This is a genomic window from Escherichia sp. E14S1, from assembly GCF_004211995.1.
Lineage (GTDB): Bacteria > Pseudomonadota > Gammaproteobacteria > Enterobacterales > Enterobacteriaceae > Escherichia.
In genome coordinates, this window is sequence record NZ_RHJQ01000025.1 from 1 (window position 1) to 17,662 (window position 17,662).

The following is a 17,662-nucleotide window of genomic DNA, read 5'->3' on the forward strand; positions in this document are numbered from 1 at the left end:
AAATGCCACCTGACACTGGTACACATGCTCGTTACCCCGGAGAAACTGGCTCTGTATTTCCAGCCCTTCCTCTGCGTCATTAATCCCCACGCGGGTCACCTGCACGGGCGTGTAGCGCAGTTCTTTTACCTGCTTTTCCAGCTTTTTCATTTGCTGTTCAACCTGAGATGCTAATTCATCTCCTTCCTGCATCTGGCCCCGGCTGATAATGAGTGCTGCGTCGGGATCGCTGAGGCGCAGCATATTAATCGTACTGTCCTGAATAATATTTCCAGGAAAAGTTACAACAGTTTCATTGAGATAGTACTCCGTCATAATGGTATGAGTCCTTTTTAATTAATGAATTATTTATTGATGGGTTTTTATTTATTTTTTAGTCATGAAGGTGACATCTATTGCCGACTGAAGGGCTGTTTTCTCTAATGTTCCAGGCGGAGGTATATCTGCCGCTCTGTCATTCATATTTAAATCAAGCTGCCCTGATTGTGTATTTATTTTTCCATTCTCTGTTGCAGTAATATTAAAATTCTTACAGGTTATATTAAATATTCCGTCACTGGTCATTTGCAGGATAGTTTCTCCGCAGCTAAGAATAATGGAATCTCCCGCAGCAAGGCGTAGATTCTGCACTGTCTGAATCGTTTTATCCCCTCCGGCGAGAGAGATATCATCCGTCTGAACTGTAAGAGAACGCTTCTCACCAATAATCGCTGTTTCTGTTTTATCAATAACTTTAAGGCGATTATTGCCCACCCAATGGCTTTCATTATTATTTACTTCAATGCGTTGATCTTTCTCGGCATGCAACCAGACTTCTTCTCCGCCAGTTTTATCCTCAAAACGCAGGGCGTTAGCATTGGTTGGGCCGCCGCCAATGGTGTGGCTGTAAAACCCGCTTTGCGTCGCTGCGCCCGGTAGTCCCCACGGTGGCATGGTGTCCTGGTTGTATGTCCGCCCCACGATAATGGGTAAATCCGGATCACCATTTTTGAAATCCACCAGAACTTCCTGACCAATGCGCGGGATCTGAATGCCACCGAATCCTTTACCCGCCCACGGATAACTGACACGGACCCAGCAGGAACTGTTTTCATCATTCTTACCGTAACGATCCCAGCCAAACTGAACTTTCACCCTTCCATATTTATCTGTCCAGATTTCCTGTCCCGCCGGGCCGGTCACGATGGCGCTCTGTGGGCCTTTGGTGTGGGGTTTGCTCAGGGTTCGCTGCGGACGGTAAACTTCATTGGTGGGATGTAACTCAAAGCTGGTTGAGTAAGAGAAGTGCTGCTCCTGGCCGCTGTGTTGCGCATTGTCCTGTATAAATAGCGTGGTCTGTGCCAGCAGATATTCCCGGTTCACTTCGGCTGTCGGATAGTTTTCCAGGGTGAAGGTAAAACCTGTCATCAGGGTACGAATATTGCCGCTGCCCTGTACCCGACTACCGGGGCTACGCTGTTCTTCCATGCGGATGCGTGTCAGCATTTCACCTTCACTCTTTGTGAAGTAGTCTCCCGGCCATTCATAGTGCTCATATTCAGCAAGGCCGGTTTCACGCGGATTAGCCACGGTGCTCTTCAGCAGTGAACGCGGCTTCATAAAGTCGAAATCATTCAGCACCCACTGTCCGCTGCGCAGGCTTTCATTTGCTGTGATGGTATGGATAAACTCCTTGTCCAGTTTCAGCCCTTTCTGGTAATAACACACCAGCGGCGAATCTGCGCATGCCTTGTGGACATTAATGGCATCAGCCAGCACTAACGTGTGACTGTTCTCGCTGTGCTCAAACCACCAGTAGATACCCCATTCCTGCATCAGGCGCTGAATAAAATCGAAATCTGTTTCACCGTACTGCACCTGCCAGGCACGAGTCGGATAATTTTCCACCAGTCGTTTTTCGACTGGCCAGGGGTACTCATCCAGTACCTCATCCAGAATGTCCACCACGTTTTTATTCTGAAACGCTTTGTAGTCACTAGTGTGGGTCAGTATTTTTAACCACGGTTCGATCCGCAGTTCATACACCACCGAACGTCCTTGATGACCAGCCACGCGTGCCGCCGTCACCAGCCCGCTGATATAACGTTTTCCGCCGTCATCCAATTCGATATGGACGCACAGATCTTTGCCCACCATCGGTTTGAGCTGCAGGTTGGCTGCGGGGGAAACATAGCCCAGGTTCAGGATGTCAGGAGTTTTTAATTTAATAGAATAAGTAAATAGTTCCCCTACTGTTTCTGTACCCCCCAAGCTTGCAAACAGTAACATTCCATCAGAAACTGCACTGCCGCTCAAAGTCACGTTATGTGTACCCGATCCAATTAGTGCACCGGATGGATAATCTGTAGCTGTAAAACTCATAATTAATCCTTTTAACTAGAAATGGCCAAGTGCTAATAAGAAATCTTACAGAGAGTAAAATATGCAATATATTCGTAGTTGGCATAAAACATCTCAATACTTATGAATGCTACTGAAGATACTATCAACTATATATACCATAGTCATGTTAACCTGATGAAAATATTCACCTAAAGCACATTAATAAAATCAATGAAACTATTTAATTTGTTATTTAGTATGATTATCATCAAGTCTTAAAATACGCTCCCCTGACCTAATTATGCTAAAACCATAGTATTCTTTATCACTTCCGGAAGAGAGCATATATTTTCCGATATAAATAACATCTGGAGATAGCTTATTTATGTCAATGCATACGGGATCGAACTGACCAGTCACTCTTTTCAGTTTTATTGCATTGCCATATTTACCTTCATACAAAATATAATTTGAAATCATATTCCCATCGTCTGGTTTTGAACAAACCCGTCCGTCTTGTAAATATATATTACCGGGCAACAATGGGCGAACATAATCACCAACAGTGCATCCCGACAAAAAGAGCAACAAAAAGAATCTCTTCATATGACGCCCGCAGGAAATAAATTAAGTACCTTTTTGTATTTTTTCGATAAAGTGTCCACTGATTCAGTTGTATCACCTACATAGTTAACATTTGCCAAATCAGCTACCAGTCCATAGTTAATCAATAGCCAATAATCAGAAACTATAGATGCTTGTTGTTCCATGGAATAAGAAGAAATTGACTGTAAATTAAGATCGTAATGATAATTTGCCGCCCAGGAAAATAAACCACGTAACTTAACTGAATACCCTTTCTGATATTGCCAAACATGCATCATTTCATGGATAAACAAGTGAGAAGCACCTGCTACTGTTTCACGATCGCCAGGCATTGCTTGCGATGAAAAATCTGAACTATAAACAGCATCAGGATAATACATTTCCCCGTTTGGAGTCATCGCTGTTCTTTCCCCTTGACCTGGCAAATATTTTTCATTGTGGATCCATACCTTGTTATAATCAAGTGTATTCTCAAAAATCGATCTGGCTAATGTTAATTCACCAGATGTCATTCTCCTTAATGACATATCCTTCCTCCTGGAGATAATATTTTTCAGATAAAAAACAAACGCTCTTTTATTATTTATTAAATAGGGTTCTCTTTGATGTTCAACATTTCCACTTTGTGCAGTATTGATGGCATCATCTTCATAGACAATGAAATCAAAGCAAGTTCTCAACGATTTCCATTACGATTCCTTAACATTAGTTCTCAGCATCTTTATTTATCTATCTTCAATATCAATAGTTGATGTAAATGATTGCACGGATAACATAATTTTCATCAATTAATTAATATCTGTAAACGCTACCGCCCCACCCTGATATCTTAATCTGCACATAGCCATCTTAACGTTATGCCCCATACATTAGTAATGTAAATTAAGAATTCGGAATATATCAAATTCACTTCATAAATTAATATCGAGAATGATATACACATTAATTATATTGAAGTAATGTTTTAAGGGTTGTAATGTCCCTGGAACGGGACTAATTCAAGAAGTTTCTATTGGGCAATAGCGCGTTTATCACCCTATATCCCTCTTACATTTTTTGGCATTTTCTGTAACGTCGGTAACTGACATTTCTAATCAGCAATTGTATTGGTCTTTGGCGTATTACCCCTGAAACCAGTCATACGCTAGTCCTTCACTATTCAATGATAATCAGCGACGACCAACCACACCAGTGTCCACTGCAACCACTGGCGTTCAGAGCAACGAACGAGTGGTGAAAAAGTCGGCGACCGTCGAGTATCATCGAACCAAAAGTGGTTTTTCCGTCATAATTTCATCAGGTTGCGACTTTGTCGCTAGCCGCCATTATCCCCACACATTTATAGCGGGATTATTTTGCATCGTTACACGATAACGGGTAGGATTCTGCGCCGACAGTTATACCCATAAAGAATAATGGTGAATCTTGTCATCGCCAGGATGAATAAACATTGTTCATGGCAACTTATATGACTTTTTCATTAAAGCAATCAGGGAGAGCAATGAGTAAACACGACACCGACACTTCAGATCAACACGCCGCGAAACGCCGCTGGCTTAATGCCCACGAAGAGGGGTATCACAAAGCGATGGGCAATCGCCAGGTGCAGATGATCGCCATCGGCGGCGCGATTGGCACCGGTTTGTTTTTAGGTGCAGGAACCCGACTGCAAATGGCAGGTCCTGCGCTGGCACTGGTTTATTTAGTATGTGGCTTGTTTTCGTTTTTTATTCTGCGTGCATTGGGTGAGTTAGTATTACATCGCCCTTCCAGTGGCAGTTTTGTCTCTTATGCCCGAGAGTTTTTAGGAGAGAAAGCTGCTTACGTTGCTGGCTGGATGTACTTCATCAACTGGGCGATGACGGGGATTGTCGATATTACCGCCGTCGCTCTGTATATGCATTACTGGGGTGCGTTTGGCGGCGTGCCGCAGTGGGTCTTTGCGCTCGCTGCGCTGACCATCGTTGGCACCATGAATATGATCGGTGTGAAATGGTTTGCGGAGATGGAGTTCTGGTTTGCGCTTATTAAAGTGCTCGCCATTGTGACCTTTTTGGTCGTGGGTACAGTGTTCCTCGGTAGCGGTCAGCCGCTGGATGGCAACACCACTGGCTTTCATTTAATTACCGATAACGGCGGCTTCTTCCCCCACGGTTTGCTGCCTGCGCTGGTGTTGATTCAGGGCGTAGTGTTTGCTTTTGCCTCCATTGAAATGGTTGGTACAGCTGCCGGAGAATGTAAAGATCCGCAGACCATGGTGCCTAAAGCGATTAACAGTGTGATTTGGCGTATTGGTCTGTTTTACGTCGGCTCCGTGGTGTTGCTGGTTATGTTATTGCCGTGGAGCGCGTATCAGGCGGGGCAAAGTCCGTTCGTGACGTTTTTCTCTAAACTGGGTGTGCCGTACATCGGCAGCATTATGAACATTGTGGTGCTGACCGCTGCCCTCTCCAGCCTGAACTCAGGTCTGTACTGCACTGGACGTATTCTGCGCTCGATGGCGATGGGCGGTTCCGCACCGAGTTTTATGGCGAAAATGAGCCGTCAGCATGTGCCGTATGCCGGGATCCTGGCGACGCTGGTCGTTTATGTTGTTGGCGTATTCCTTAACTATCTGGTGCCGTCTCGCGTATTTGAGATTGTCCTGAACTTCGCGTCGCTGGGAATTATCGCCTCGTGGGCGTTTATCATCGTGTGCCAGATGCGCCTGCGTAAAGCGATTAAAGAAGGCAAAGCAGCGGACGTCAGTTTTAAACTGCCTGGCGCGCCCTTCACATCCTGGCTGACGCTACTGTTTTTGCTGTGCGTGCTGGTGCTGATGGCGTTCGATTACCCGAACGGGACTTACACCATCGCTGCGCTGCCGATTATCGGTATTCTGCTGGTTATAGGCTGGTTTGGTGTGCGCAAACGCGTTGCTGAAATTCACAGCACTGCGCCAGTCATCGAGGAAGATGAAGAAAAACAGGAAATTGTGTTTAAGCCTGAAACGACGAGTTAATTGCATAATTGCTCGGTTTAAAGCCGGATGCGGCGCTAGCGCCGCATCCGGCCTACGAAAGACAAACTCCCCTGTGTCGATTACAGCGCAATACGAATCACATCGTCCGGCTGGGTAGCTTCCTGCTGTTTAGTGGATTTTTGTTTAACACTGACATACAGCGTTTTGCCATCGGCAGACAGCGCCAGGCTATTCGGATGAGTCGGCGTATCGAACGTTTTCACCACCTTATAGCTTTTCGCATCAATCACACTAACTTTACCCGCCTGACGATGCGTCACGTAGGCTTCATTACGCGCTGGGTTAAACAGCACAGCCAGTGATTCCGGTGCCGCAACCTTCGCCAGAATATTGCCATTACGGGTATCGACCACTAACACTTCTGCCGCTTTTGAATCGGTGATAAATGCACGCTGATTGGCGGTATCAAGGCTGATGTTGATAAAGAAGTGCTCTTTGCCGTCATCCAGCAGCTTTTTACGGCTGAGGATTTTATTGTCGGCGGTGTCGATGGTAATCAATTCGCCGTCAGCGTTAGTGGTGTAAAGACGTTTGCCTTTACTATCCAGCGCTAAACCAGTGCTCATTTTACCGGTGTTCTGGATGGCGGTTTTCAGTTTGATATTCTCGCCATCAACGACCCAAATCACGCTCTCTTTGCCAATACCACTGATGTAAACCGTGTTCGTGGCATCGTCAGCTACCAGCTCACGCGGCTGCAACGGGCGCACCTCTTCCGTGCGCTTACGATCATCCAGCACCAGACGCCCTTTCACTTCGCCCGTTTTGGCATCTATCGCCGTGACCGCGCTGTTTACGGTGTTACCAAACCACAACGTCTGAGTCGTGTTATTGATGGTGGCACCAAACGGCTTGAGATCGTTATGGATCGCCTGAGTCACTTCCAGAGTGACCGGATCGAGACGATAAACCACGCCGCCTTTATCCAGTTTGCGGCTTTGCGAAGTAGCAAGCCACAGCGCGTTCTCCTGCTGGCTATAAGCCATTTCGTAGGCACCTTTACCTACCGCTTTACGCAGCATTTCTTCTGCGGCCTGCGTACTGAATGATGAAGCAACGAGCAATGAACCTAACAGTAATGAACCACGCAGGCGCGATGAAAACAGATGACGTAAATGCATGACGACTCCCTTTGATGAACCGATATTTTTGCTGCTTCACAATGCTTCGCTGAGCGTAATCATCGTTACGCTCTTGTTATAAATGGGAATGGTAATCATTATTTTCTCAAATGTGGAGTATTTCTTGTCGTTACGACTACAATTTTCTCAATTACTTAACGTATTGTGCCGTTTCGTTTTCCATAAATTTACAATTTTATTACCATGACGGCGTATTCCCATTCTTAACCTGGCTTTTTCATGAAGATTTTTTCCGTCCGACAGACCATTTTGCCCGCACTGATTGCCCTTTCTCCTTCCGCTTTTGCAACCAATGAACAAACCATGATTGTCAGTGCCGCGCCACAAGTGATTTCCGAGCTGGATACGCCAGCAGCCGTTAGCGCGGTGGATGGCGAGGAGATGCGCCTGGCAACACCGCGCATCAATTTGTCTGAATCACTGACCAGCGTGCCTGGTTTGCAGTTACAAAACCGGCAGAACTATGCGCAAGATTTACAGCTGTCGATTCGCGGATTTGGTTCCCGCTCCACTTACGGAATTCGCGGTATTCGCCTGTATGTGGACGGTATTCCCGCCACCATGCCCGACGGACAAGGGCAAACATCTAACATCGATTTAAGCAGTGTGCAAAATGTGGAAGTGCTGCGTGGCCCCTTCTCTGCCCTGTATGGCAACGCGTCTGGCGGGGTGATGAATGTCACTACTCAAACCGGGCAACAGCCGCCAACCATTGAAGCCAGTAGTTACTATGGCAGTTTTGGCAGCTGGCGCTATGGGCTGAAAGCAACGGGCGACGGCACACAGCCTGGCGATGTCGATTACACCGTCTCAACCACACGCTTTACGACCCACGGCTATCGTGACCATAGTGGTGCACAGAAAAATTTAGCCAATGCCAAACTGGGCGTACGCATTGATGACGCCAGCAAATTAAGCCTGATTTTCAACAGCGTGGATATCAAAGCAGATGATCCAGGTGGATTAACCGAAGCAGAATGGAAGGCGAATCCGCAACAAGCGCCACGCGCTGAACAGTACGACACGCGAAAAACCATCAAGCAAACTCAGGCTGGGCTGCGCTATGAGCGTAGCCTGAGTTCGCGGGATGATATGAGTGTGATGATGTATGCCGGAGAGCGAGAAACGACCCAGTATCAGTCAATCCCAATGACACCGCAACTTAACCCGTCGCATGCGGGCGGCGTGATTACTCTGCAACGCCATTACCAGGGGATAGACAGCCGCTGGACACACCGTGGTGAACTGGGCGTTCCGGTCACGTTCACTACCGGCCTGAACTACGAAAACATGAGTGAAAACCGCAAAGGCTACAATAATTTTCGCCTGAATAGCGGCGTGCCGGAGTACGGGCAAAAAGGTGAGTTGCGCCGCGACGAACGCAATCTGATGTGGAACGTCGATCCCTATTTGCAGACACAGTGGCAACTGAACGAAAAACTTTCGCTGGATGCTGGCGTGCGCTACAGCTCCGTATGGTTTGATTCCAACGATCATTACGTTACTCCGGGTAACGGCGATGATAGCGGTGATGCCAGTTATCACAAATGGCTACCAGCCGGATCGCTAAAATATGCAATGACCAATGCCTGGAATATCTATCTGGCAGCCGGGCGAGGTTTTGAAACGCCGACGATTAATGAACTGTCTTATCGCGCTGATGGGCAAAGCGGTATGAACTTTGGTTTAAAACCTTCCACCAACGATACAATTGAGATCGGCAGTAAAACGCGTATTGGTGATGGGTTGCTTAGTCTCGCATTGTTCCAGACCGACACCGATGATGAAATTGTTGTCGATAGCAGTAGCGGTGGACGCACCACGTATAAAAATGCCGGTAAAACGCGTCGTCAGGGCGCTGAACTGGCATGGGATCAACGTTTCGCGGGAGATTTTCGCGTAAAAGCGTCCTGGACCTGGCTTGATGCCACCTATCGCAGCAATGTTTGCAGTGAACAGGATTGTAACGGTAACCGGATGCCAGGGATCGCCCGTAATATGGGTTTTGCGTCGATAGGTTATGTACCGGAAGATGGCTGGTATGCAGGCACGGAAGCGCGTTACATGGGCGATATAATGGCAGATGATGAAAATACGGCCAAAGCGCCTTCTTATACTCTCGTCGGCTTATTCACCGGGTATAAATACAATTACCACAATCTAACTATGGATTTATTTGGTCGTGTCGATAATTTATTCGATAAAGAATATGTCGGATCGGTGATTGTTAATGAATCAAATGGTCGATATTACGAACCAGCTCCCGGGCGTAATTATGGTGTGGGCGTGAATATCGCATGGCGATTTGAATAACTATACTCTAAATAATTCGAGTTGCAGCGGCCCCGTAAGGGGTGAGGCCCATGGATGGGCCGAATAACCCGCAGACGCAGCACATGCAACTTGAAGTATGACGAGTATACATTGATGCCCGATATTTGCCGGGCGTTTTAATTTAACAACTGTATTGCTGGCACAACATAGCAACGTTTTTTTGCATAATTTCAGCAAGACAATGTCTGCATCCCTCTTTGTCTTTTGCTTTTAACGCGGCGAATAGTACATGATAGCTTTCAATACGCTCACGTAATTCTGCTGGATTAATCGCTTCATAAAGATAATGTAAACCAGGTCCCATCCTGACCCATAATTGCTCAATCATTTCACACAGAATGGGCATTTTTGAACGATGATAAATCGCTAAGCGAAATAGTTTGTTTGCATTAATGAGTTGTTCCATATCGCCGTTTTCTTGCGCCTGCTGTAATTTCTCGAGCAATTCCTGAAGTTCCGCTATGTCTTGCGAGGAAATGTTTTCAACAGCCAGGGCAACTGCCATTAATTCCAGTTCGTAGCGGATCCGATTGATTTCGTCTAATTGACTTTGCCTTACTTCCGGTACTGTAAATGCTTGTGCAGGTGCGACAGAGAGCGCATTAACCGAAACCAGGCGTAATAGTGCTTCACGCACGGGTGTAATACTCATGCCTAATTGCTCCGCCAGATTTTTAGTGATCAAGCGTGCGCCAGGTTTCAGTGCGCCAATACTAAGCTGATGTTTCAGGTCGTTCTCAACCTGCATAGTCAAACTGATATGCGATATTTTTTCCGTTCCAGGCATGTTATTTCCTTCAGGTGTATTCGTTCCAACTCTGCCGGTATAGCAGAAGTCGTTTACCTGGTGTATGAAGCTGAATAATCATTATCCTCTCATCTTTATTGTTATTAGCTATAGAACAGTGATGTGATTAGTTAATTAAAGCTGGAAATAAGATTTTTGCCTGGATTTTTGTGGCGGCTTTACGCCGCCGCCGTATCTTTAGTCATCACCCGCGACACAAATAACAACTTTGCCGAAGTTTTTGCCGCTCAGCAGGCCGATAAACGTCTGCGGTGCGTTCTCCAAACCGTTGGTAATTTGTTCACGATAGTGAATTTTACCCTCTTTCACCCATTGTCCCATCTCCTGCTGGAACTCATGGATTCGGTGGCCATAATCCTGACTGATAATAAAGCCTTGCAGGCGAATACGTTTTTTCAGCACCGTGGCCATCAACAACGGTAAACGGTCTGGCCCCGATGGCAACTCCGTCGCATTATAGCCGCTTACTAAGCCACAGACAGGAATACGCGCGGAGGTATTAAGCAACGGCAGCACGGCATCAAACACCTTCCCGCCAACGTTTTCATAATAGATATCAATCCCTTTCGGACACGCTTTCGCCAGCTGCCCGGCAAAATCATCCGCGTGGTGGTCAAGGCAAACATCGAAGCCCAGCACCTCGGTAGCATGGCGGCATTTTTCCGCGCCACCGGCCACTCCAACTACCCTACAACCTTTAAGTTTTCCGATTTGCCCCACCGTCGCACCCACTGGTCCTGTCGCTGCAGCAACCACCAACGTTTCGCCCTCTTTGGGCTGACCGATATCCAGCAGGCCCATATAAGCGGTAAAGCCGGGCATCCCCAGCACACCCAGTGACCACGAAGGATTTTGCGGATGATCGCCAAGTTTCACCAGTTCATCGCCACTGGATATGTCATAGTCCTGCCATCCACTGTAGCCAAGCACCCAGTCGCCAGGCTGGTAATCAGGATGATTCGACTCCACGACACGGCTCACCGTACCGCCGACCATCACCCCGCCAATATCAACGGGCGGTGAATAAGATGGCTCATCGCTCATTCGTCCACGCATATACGGGTCCAGTGACAAATAAACTGTGCGCAGTAACACCTGTCCTTCACCCGGTGTGGCGACATCATCTTCTTCAAGACGAAAATTCTCCGGAACCGGCGCGCCATGCGGACGCGAGGCCAGAACCCAACGGCGGTTACGCTGCTTTTGTTGCCCCATAATGCTCTCCTGTGCTTTTGGCATGAATCGATCAATGGTAGCAGGCACACGTGGTTATATTTGTCTGTATGCATCACATTCCTCCCACAACACGCAATAATTTCATTGTAGATTGCGTTGCTTCCGGCTGTTTTCGATAGTATTGATAACATCATCATCAATATTTAATCGAGGCCAGATATGTCCATCCGTTTTGCCTGCAAAGCCGATTGTGCTGCTATTGCGGAAATTTATAACCACGCCGTGTTGTATACGGCGGCTATCTGGAATGACCAAACTGTGGATGCAGATAACCGCATTGCCTGGTTTGAAGCGCGGACTTTAGCAGGTTATCCAGTGCTGGTGAGCGAGGAAAACGGCGTAGTGACGGGATATGCCTCGTTTGGCGACTGGCGTAGTTTCGATGGTTTTCGCCATACCGTGGAACATTCGGTTTATGTCCATCCCGATCATCAGGGCAAAGGTCTTGGGCGTAAATTGTTAAGCCGATTGATCGATGAAGCGCGGGATTGCGGGAAGCATGTCATGGTCGCCGGGATCGAATCGCAAAATCTGGCCTCGCTGCATCTCCACCAGTCTCTGGGATTTGTCGTCACCGCACAAATGCCGCAGGTAGGCACTAAATTTGGTCGTTGGCTGGATCTGACATTTATGCAGTTGCAACTCGACGAGCGCACTGAACCGGACGCGATTGGATGAATCAGTCGCTCACCCTTGCCTTTTTGATTGCCGCCGGAATTGGCCTGGTGGTGCAAAACACGCTGATGGTGCGCATCACCCAGACCTCCTCTACCATCCTCATCGCCATGTTGCCGAACTCACTGGTGGGGATTGTGCTATTCGTCTCCATTTTATGGTTTAAACAAGGGATGGCAGGGTTTGGCGAACTGGTTTCCAGCGTGCGTTGGTGGACACTGATTCCTGGCTTGCTGGGATCATTTTTTGTCTTTGCCAGTATCAGCGGATATCAGAATGTGGGGGCAGCTACGACCATTGCAGTACTGGTCGCCAGTCAGTTGATTGGAGGGCTGGTGCTGGATATTTTGCGTAGCCATGGCGTGCCATTACGGGCGTTGATCGGCCCAATTTGTGGCGCAATTTTACTTGTGGTTGGCGCCTGGCTGGTGGCCAGACGCTCGTTTTAATCACAGGATAGTGCCGCCTTTGGTTAACTGTTCGTGGCGAGCTTCCATATCTTCTTTATGCTTACGCCCGTGATGAGCGATTGCTGTACGCAAACGCTGCTGCTGAGTGTAACGTTCTTCCCGGCTTAACTCTGCGTCATCGCTCAGGGCGATTAATAATTCGTTCATATGGGCAATGACGCTCTCATCAATCGCTGCATCCACGCGTGCGATGACCTCTTCCAGATGCGACATACTTTCTCCTTAGCCACTTGTGAAAATTATCGATTCTCCCAAATGATATAAGTCTGCGTTGTGCCGTCAAGCTAGTGCTCAAGATTTAAAACAGCGAAAACAGCAGCGCCACTGGAAAACTCATCGGCCAGGTCACCGCCACCAGGAAGGCGCTCAGAAAACGAATGTGCTTCTTCTCGTGGGAAAGAAACCAGGTAGTAACAAACGCGATAGCTGCCATAACAGCATAAAAAACAAGCAGGTGTTGATAAAGAGACATGTACGGGCATCCAGCCGGAGGAATAAAACGCGCGCAAATATGCGTTATTTTTTGATGCACATCAAGTTTTTCAACCCGTTTGAGATATTTCCATAACCCGGGAGCTGCCCTTGTCCATCTTCAGAATGAGTATTATTGCAGATTTACTTAACCCGTACTATACACATAGGGGCTATGACAAAAGGTGGCAAAATATGAATGTTTCCAGTAGAACTGTAGTGCTTATAAATCTCTTTGCTGCTGTTGGATTGTTTGCTCTTATCTCTATGAGATTTGGTTGGTTTATTTGATGTAGCGATATTGCACGCAGTACACACTGTCAGAGAGATATCAACTCTCTGACAGTGCGTTAGATCTTCTCACACTCTCCCTGGCTACAATATTACCCTTAATGTTTAACCATTACGTGGCGGACAACGGTGTAATCCTCCAGCCCATAAAGTGACATATCCTTGCCATAACCTGAAAGTTTCTGACCACCGTGCGGCATTTCACTTACCAGCATGAAATGGGTATTGACCCATGTGCAGCCATATTGCAGACGTGCACTAACGCGATGCGCCCGCCCCACATCTTTCGTCCATACTGAAGAGGCTAAACCATACTGGCTATCATTTGCCCAGTTCACTACCTGTTCTTCATTATCGAAGACAGTCACGCTCACCACTGGACCAAATACCTCTCTTTGAACGATAGCATCTTCTTGCAACGCGCCTGCCAGCAGCGTCGGCATATAGTAATAACCGTTACCTTTTCGTTTCTCCCCGCCGGTGATCACTTTAATGTGTCCCGTCGCTTTCGCCTCTTCCACTGCTTTGCTGACGCGGTCGAGATGAGCCTGGGAACTCAACGGCCCCAGTTCCGTTGATTCGTCATCCGGCGCGCCCGATTTCAAGGTTGCGACAGCGGCGCCGAGTTTTTCCACCAGCGCATCGTAAATGCCTTTTTGCGCATAGATTCGACAAGCTGCGGTGCAATCCTGTCCAGCGTTGTAATAACCAAACGTGCGGACACCTTCAACCACAGCTCCAATATCAGCATCATCAAAAACAATGACCGGCGCTTTGCCGCCTAACTCCATGTGGGTGCGCTTAATGGATGGCGCGGTATGGCTGATGATGTGCTCACCGGTGGCGATAGACCCCGTCAGCGAAACCATGCGCACTTTTTGATGCCCGGTCAGCGGATCGCCCACGGTCTGGCCCCGGCCAAACAGTACGTTGATCACGCCCGGCGGGAAGATATCTTTCGCCAGCTCTGCCAGTTTTAGTGCGGTCAGCGGCGTGATTTCTGATGGCTTCAGTACCACGCAGTTCCCCGCCGCCAGTGCCGGAGCCAGTTTCCATGCAGCCATCATCAATGGGTAATTCCAGGGGGCAATAGAAGCCACAACGCCCAGCGGATCGCGGCGGATCATCGAAGTATGTCCCTCGAGATATTCTCCTGCCGCCAGACCATTCAGGCAGCGAGCAGCTCCGGCGAAAAAGCGAAAAACATCGACAATCGCAGGAATTTCATCATTGAACGCACTATGCAGAGGCTTGCCACAGTTACGAGACTCCAGTTCGGCAAAAACCTGACCATTTTCTTCAATAACATCAGCCAGTTTCAGCAGGCATTCTGCGCGCACCTTCGGCGTCGTTTGCCCCCATTCGGCAAATGCCGCATCTGCCGCGCGAACAGCAGCATCAACTTGCTCTGCCGATGCCTCGGCAATCTCCAGTAAAACGTCCCCCGTTGCCGGATTATAGACAGGCTGTTTTTCCCCTTCGCCGCTAACCAGTTCTCCGTTAATCAGTAACTTATGTTGCATAGCATATTCCTGTATCAGTGGTTATTGACCATTGTCGCCTTCGCGGGTTAGCCACCAGGCCCCCAGGATCGGCAAGGTTGTTACCAACATAACCAGCAGTGCCACCACGTTGGTTACCGGTACATCACGTGGTCGCCCAAGCTGATTGAGCAACCACAACGGTAACGTCCGTTCATGGCCTGCCGTAAAGGTCGTAACGATGATTTCATCGAACGACAAGGCAAACGCCAGCATCCCTCCTGCCAGTAGCGCCGAACTGAGATTCGGCAACACCACATAACGAAAGGTTTGCCAGCCATTAGCCCCAAGATCCATTGACGCCTCAACCAGACTCCACGAGGTGCGGCGAAAACGGGCAATGACATTGTTAAACACCACCACAACGCAAAAAGTCGCATGCCCGACCACGATGGTGAAAAATCCCGGCTCCAGATTGATGGTTTTAAACGCGGTTAATAACGCCAGACCAGTAACAATGCCTGGCAGCGCAATAGGCAGCAGCAGTAACAGAGAAATGGCGTTTTTGCCGAAAAAGTCTCGTCGCCACAGCGCGGCAGCTGCCAGCGTCCCTAACACCAGCGCAATTAATGTTGCCAGCGCCGCCACTTCAAGTGACAGTGTCACGGCATCAAGAATATCACTACGCTGTGCTGCCACGCTAAACCAGCGCAGTGTCAGACCTTGCGGGGGGAAGCTAAATGCTGCTTCTTCAGTATTAAAAGCATAGGCAGCAATAATAAGGATGGGAAAATGTAGGAAAACCACGCCGCCCCAGGCCGCCAGTTTGAGGAAAAACGGTGCGCGTTCAGAGTGCATCGAACGCTCCCAGACGTTTCACGAACGCCAGATAGAGTGCGATAAGGACTATCGGCACCAGAGTAAAAGCCGCAGCCATCGGCATATTGCCAATCGCTCCCTGCTGGGAGTAGACCATATTGCCGATAAAATACCCTGGCGGGCCAACCAGCTGTGGGACGATAAAATCACCCAGTGTGAGCGAAAAGGTAAAGATAGAGCCAGCCGCGATGCCTGGGATCGCCAGCGGCAGCACCACATAGCGAAAGGTTTGCCGTGGACGCGCGCCAAGATCAGCCGACGCCTGCAACAATGACGGCGGCAAACGCTCAAGCGCCGCCTGCACAGGCAGGATCATGAACGGCAACCAGATATAGAGAAACACCAGAAAGCGCCCTAGCCCAGAAGTTGACAGCGTATTACCGCCCACCGCTGGTAATGTAAGGAACGCTGTCAGCAGTGGTTCCAGCCCCAGATGTTGTAAAAACCACTGCGCCACACCGTCTTTAGCCAGCAATAAGGTCCAGGCATAGGCTTTAACAATGTAGCTTGCCCACATGGGCAACATCACCGCAATGTAAAAGAACGCTTTCATTTTGCCGCTGGTATAGCGCGCCATATACCACGCCATCGGAAAGGCCAGAATGGCACTGGCGATAGTGACTGCCACAGCCATTGTCAGTGTGCGGAGAATGATGTCGTAATTCGCCGGATTAAACAGCGCACGGATATTCGCCAGCGTCAGTTCCGGCGTTACCGACATGGTGAAATCGTCAAAGGTATAAAAGCCCTGCCACAACAACGTCAGCAGCGAGCCGAAATAGACAATACCAAACCACATTAGAGGGCCAAGTAGCAGCAAAAACAGCCCCAGCCCCGGATTACGCCAGAAGAAACCGGACACCTTACCCAGACCTGGACGTGAAGGTGATTGCAATACGTTCATCGCCATTCACCTCTCCTCAACCAGTGGCACCATCACCTCGCGCGACCAGGAAACCATCACCTGTTGACCAGCCGTGAGCGTGTTGGGTAAGTCTTCGCCCGTTACATTTGCCTGGCTAACCAGCAGTTTTTCACCGCTGTTCAGTTTCAGTTCAAAACGTGTGGCTGCCCCCTGATATTGCACCGCCTGAATCGTGCCATTGGCCTGCACTTCACCTGGTGTATTCAGGCGAATATGTTCCGGCCGCAGGGCAAAACTGCCCACCATGCCGCAAAGATTCTCGGCCATTAGCGGATCAAAAACGTTGGATGTCCCGACGAATCCCGCAACAAACGGCGTGCGCGGGCGCATATAGAGATCGCGCGGGGAATCGACCTGTTCAATGCGTCCATTATTGAAAACCGCCACACGATCGGACATCGATAACGCTTCGCCCTGATCGTGGGTAACGAAAATAAAAGTGATACCGAGCGACTGTTGCAGCTTTTTCAGCTCAAGCTGCATTTGTTCGCGCAATTTGAGATCCAGTGCGCCGAGCGGTTCATCCAGCAACAACACGCGCGGTTCGTTCACCAGTGCTCTGGCGATGGCGACTCGCTGGCGCTGACCACCAGAAAGCTGTGACGGTTTACGTTGCTGTACAAACCCCAACGCCACTTTCTCCAGCGCCTCTTGCGCCATTGCGTACCGCTGCTTTTTATCCACGCCTTTAACCATCAGCCCGTAGGCCACATTCTCGAGAATCGACATATGGGGAAACAGCGCGTAGTCCTGGAAGACGGTATTCACGTCCCGCTCCCACGGCGGTAGATTACTGGCCGGTTTGCCAAAGATAGCAATCGCCCCGCCGGAAAGCTGTTCGAAGCCAGCAATCAGGCGCAGGCAGGTGGTTTTGCCGGAACCGGACGGTCCCAGCATAGAGAAGAACTCACCATCTTTTATCGCAATACTGACGCCATCTACCGCGCGCACGTCGCCGTACAACCGCGAGACGTTGTCAAACTCCACTGCGTACGTCATA

Annotated in this window: 18 protein-coding genes; 5 read left to right on the forward strand and 13 right to left on the reverse strand. The window is 48.8% G+C overall.

From position 1 onward, the window contains the following. The 4 genes from D9734_RS20710 to D9734_RS20725 form a co-directional block, all read right to left on the reverse strand. The coding region (locus tag D9734_RS20710; RefSeq protein ID WP_130210177.1) for a DcrB-related protein at window positions 1-315 on the reverse strand (315 nt) is incomplete at its 3' end. 51 nt (window positions 316-366) lie between these two features. Continuing rightward, window positions 367-2,361, reverse strand: coding sequence for a type VI secretion system tip protein TssI/VgrG (gene tssI / locus D9734_RS20715; protein ID WP_130210179.1), 1,995 nt, complete (start codon window positions 2,359-2,361; stop codon window positions 367-369). 210 nt (window positions 2,362-2,571) lie between these two features. Next, window positions 2,572-2,928: a hypothetical protein gene (locus D9734_RS20720; protein ID WP_130210181.1), complete on the reverse strand. Its 357-nt coding sequence runs from the start codon at window positions 2,926-2,928 to the stop codon at window positions 2,572-2,574. Continuing rightward, a complete protein-coding gene (locus D9734_RS20725; protein ID WP_130210183.1) occupies window positions 2,925-3,455 on the reverse strand; it encodes a type IV secretion protein Rhs in 531 nt (176 codons plus the stop codon). The genes D9734_RS20720 and D9734_RS20725 overlap by 4 nt, the downstream gene beginning before the upstream one ends. A gap of 974 nt (window positions 3,456-4,429) precedes the next feature. Between D9734_RS20725 and ansP the strand changes: the two genes are divergently transcribed. Then, complete coding sequence (ansP, locus tag D9734_RS20735; RefSeq protein ID WP_130210185.1) at window positions 4,430-5,929, forward strand: L-asparagine permease; 1,500 nt, start codon at window positions 4,430-4,432, stop codon at window positions 5,927-5,929. Window positions 5,930-6,009: 80 nt separating this feature from the next. Here the strand turns inward: ansP and D9734_RS20740 are convergent, their stop codons facing one another. Beyond that, window positions 6,010-7,071, reverse strand: a complete 1,062-nt coding sequence (locus D9734_RS20740; RefSeq protein ID WP_105268474.1) for a YncE family protein — start codon at window positions 7,069-7,071, stop codon at window positions 6,010-6,012. A gap of 240 nt (window positions 7,072-7,311) precedes the next feature. Between D9734_RS20740 and pqqU the strand changes: the two genes are divergently transcribed. Further along, the gene (pqqU, locus tag D9734_RS20750; protein ID WP_130210189.1) at window positions 7,312-9,405 is read left to right on the forward strand and encodes a TonB-dependent receptor PqqU; all 2,094 of its coding nucleotides are present in this window, start codon (window positions 7,312-7,314) and stop codon (window positions 9,403-9,405) included. A 142-nt stretch (window positions 9,406-9,547) separates the two neighbouring features. Here the strand turns inward: pqqU and mcbR are convergent, their stop codons facing one another. Both mcbR and curA read right to left on the reverse strand, forming a co-directional pair. Then, window positions 9,548-10,213: a colanic acid/biofilm transcriptional regulator McbR gene (mcbR, locus tag D9734_RS20755; RefSeq protein WP_130210191.1), complete on the reverse strand. Its 666-nt coding sequence runs from the start codon at window positions 10,211-10,213 to the stop codon at window positions 9,548-9,550. 198 nt (window positions 10,214-10,411) lie between these two features. Next, entirely contained in the window at window positions 10,412-11,449 is a 1,038-nt protein-coding gene (gene curA, locus D9734_RS20760; protein ID WP_130210193.1) for an NADPH-dependent curcumin/dihydrocurcumin reductase, read from the reverse strand. 180 nt (window positions 11,450-11,629) lie between these two features. Here curA and mddA point away from each other — a divergent pair, with 180 nt between their 5' ends. Next, window positions 11,630-12,148, forward strand: a complete 519-nt coding sequence (gene mddA, locus D9734_RS20765) for an L-methionine sulfoximine/L-methionine sulfone acetyltransferase (protein ID WP_130210195.1) — start codon at window positions 11,630-11,632, stop codon at window positions 12,146-12,148. Further along, window positions 12,145-12,594, forward strand: coding sequence for a DMT family transporter (locus D9734_RS20770; protein ID WP_130210197.1), 450 nt, complete (start codon window positions 12,145-12,147; stop codon window positions 12,592-12,594). The genes mddA and D9734_RS20770 overlap by 4 nt, the downstream gene beginning before the upstream one ends. Here the strand turns inward: D9734_RS20770 and ydcY are convergent, their stop codons facing one another. Together ydcY and D9734_RS20780 are read right to left on the reverse strand one after the other, a co-directional pair. Continuing rightward, the gene (gene ydcY / locus D9734_RS20775; RefSeq protein WP_113649882.1) at window positions 12,595-12,828 is read right to left on the reverse strand and encodes a DUF2526 family protein YdcY; all 234 of its coding nucleotides are present in this window, start codon (window positions 12,826-12,828) and stop codon (window positions 12,595-12,597) included. Between the two features lie 85 nt (window positions 12,829-12,913). Beyond that, window positions 12,914-13,087: a GhoT/OrtT family toxin gene (locus D9734_RS20780; protein ID WP_130210199.1), complete on the reverse strand. Its 174-nt coding sequence runs from the start codon at window positions 13,085-13,087 to the stop codon at window positions 12,914-12,916. Window positions 13,088-13,281: 194 nt separating this feature from the next. Between D9734_RS20780 and yncL the strand changes: the two genes are divergently transcribed. Next, entirely contained in the window at window positions 13,282-13,377 is a 96-nt protein-coding gene (gene yncL / locus D9734_RS20785; protein ID WP_074399477.1) for a stress response membrane protein YncL, read from the forward strand. Between the two features lie 98 nt (window positions 13,378-13,475). On the opposite strand, the gene patD is transcribed toward yncL, so the two are convergent. The 4 genes from patD to D9734_RS20805 are packed head-to-tail and all read right to left on the reverse strand — an operon-like array spanning window position 13,476 to window position 17,661. Next, window positions 13,476-14,900 carry an aminobutyraldehyde dehydrogenase gene (gene patD / locus D9734_RS20790; RefSeq protein WP_130210201.1) on the reverse strand — a complete coding sequence of 475 codons (1,425 nt, stop codon included), beginning with the start codon at window positions 14,898-14,900 and terminating at the stop codon, window positions 13,476-13,478. 21 nt (window positions 14,901-14,921) lie between these two features. Continuing rightward, window positions 14,922-15,716: an ABC transporter permease gene (locus D9734_RS20795; protein WP_130210203.1), complete on the reverse strand. Its 795-nt coding sequence runs from the start codon at window positions 15,714-15,716 to the stop codon at window positions 14,922-14,924. Next, window positions 15,706-16,647 carry an ABC transporter permease gene (locus D9734_RS20800; protein ID WP_001251315.1) on the reverse strand — a complete coding sequence of 314 codons (942 nt, stop codon included), beginning with the start codon at window positions 16,645-16,647 and terminating at the stop codon, window positions 15,706-15,708. Before D9734_RS20800 ends, D9734_RS20795 begins: the two co-directional genes overlap by 11 nt. Beyond that, the gene (locus tag D9734_RS20805) at window positions 16,648-17,661 is read right to left on the reverse strand and encodes an ABC transporter ATP-binding protein (RefSeq protein ID WP_130210205.1); all 1,014 of its coding nucleotides are present in this window, start codon (window positions 17,659-17,661) and stop codon (window positions 16,648-16,650) included. Between the last annotated feature and the right edge of the window lies 1 nt (window position 17,662).

Coding starts and splice junctions, on each gene's coding strand:
- D9734_RS20795 (WP_130210203.1), bottom strand. CDS start 15,716: ATGCACTCTGAACGCGCACCGTTTTTCCTCAAACTGGCGGCCTGGGGC.
- D9734_RS20805 (WP_130210205.1), bottom strand. CDS start 17,661: ATGACGTACGCAGTGGAGTTTGACAACGTCTCGCGGTTGTACGGCGAC.
- tssI (WP_130210179.1), bottom strand. CDS start 2,361: ATGAGTTTTACAGCTACAGATTATCCATCCGGTGCACTAATTGGATCG.
- D9734_RS20740 (WP_105268474.1), bottom strand. CDS start 7,071: ATGCATTTACGTCATCTGTTTTCATCGCGCCTGCGTGGTTCATTACTG.
- ydcY (WP_113649882.1), bottom strand. CDS start 12,828: ATGTCGCATCTGGAAGAGGTCATCGCACGCGTGGATGCAGCGATTGAT.
- yncL (WP_074399477.1), top strand. CDS start 13,282: ATGAATGTTTCCAGTAGAACTGTAGTGCTTATAAATCTCTTTGCTGCT.
- mddA (WP_130210195.1), top strand. CDS start 11,630: ATGTCCATCCGTTTTGCCTGCAAAGCCGATTGTGCTGCTATTGCGGAA.
- ansP (WP_130210185.1), top strand. CDS start 4,430: ATGAGTAAACACGACACCGACACTTCAGATCAACACGCCGCGAAACGC.
- mcbR (WP_130210191.1), bottom strand. CDS start 10,213: ATGCCTGGAACGGAAAAAATATCGCATATCAGTTTGACTATGCAGGTT.
- D9734_RS20720 (WP_130210181.1), bottom strand. CDS start 2,928: ATGAAGAGATTCTTTTTGTTGCTCTTTTTGTCGGGATGCACTGTTGGT.
- D9734_RS20770 (WP_130210197.1), top strand. CDS start 12,145: ATGAATCAGTCGCTCACCCTTGCCTTTTTGATTGCCGCCGGAATTGGC.
- patD (WP_130210201.1), bottom strand. CDS start 14,900: ATGCAACATAAGTTACTGATTAACGGAGAACTGGTTAGCGGCGAAGGG.
- D9734_RS20725 (WP_130210183.1), bottom strand. CDS start 3,455: ATGTCATTAAGGAGAATGACATCTGGTGAATTAACATTAGCCAGATCG.
- pqqU (WP_130210189.1), top strand. CDS start 7,312: ATGAAGATTTTTTCCGTCCGACAGACCATTTTGCCCGCACTGATTGCC.
- D9734_RS20800 (WP_001251315.1), bottom strand. CDS start 16,647: ATGGCGATGAACGTATTGCAATCACCTTCACGTCCAGGTCTGGGTAAG.
- D9734_RS20780 (WP_130210199.1), bottom strand. CDS start 13,087: ATGTCTCTTTATCAACACCTGCTTGTTTTTTATGCTGTTATGGCAGCT.
- curA (WP_130210193.1), bottom strand. CDS start 11,449: ATGGGGCAACAAAAGCAGCGTAACCGCCGTTGGGTTCTGGCCTCGCGT.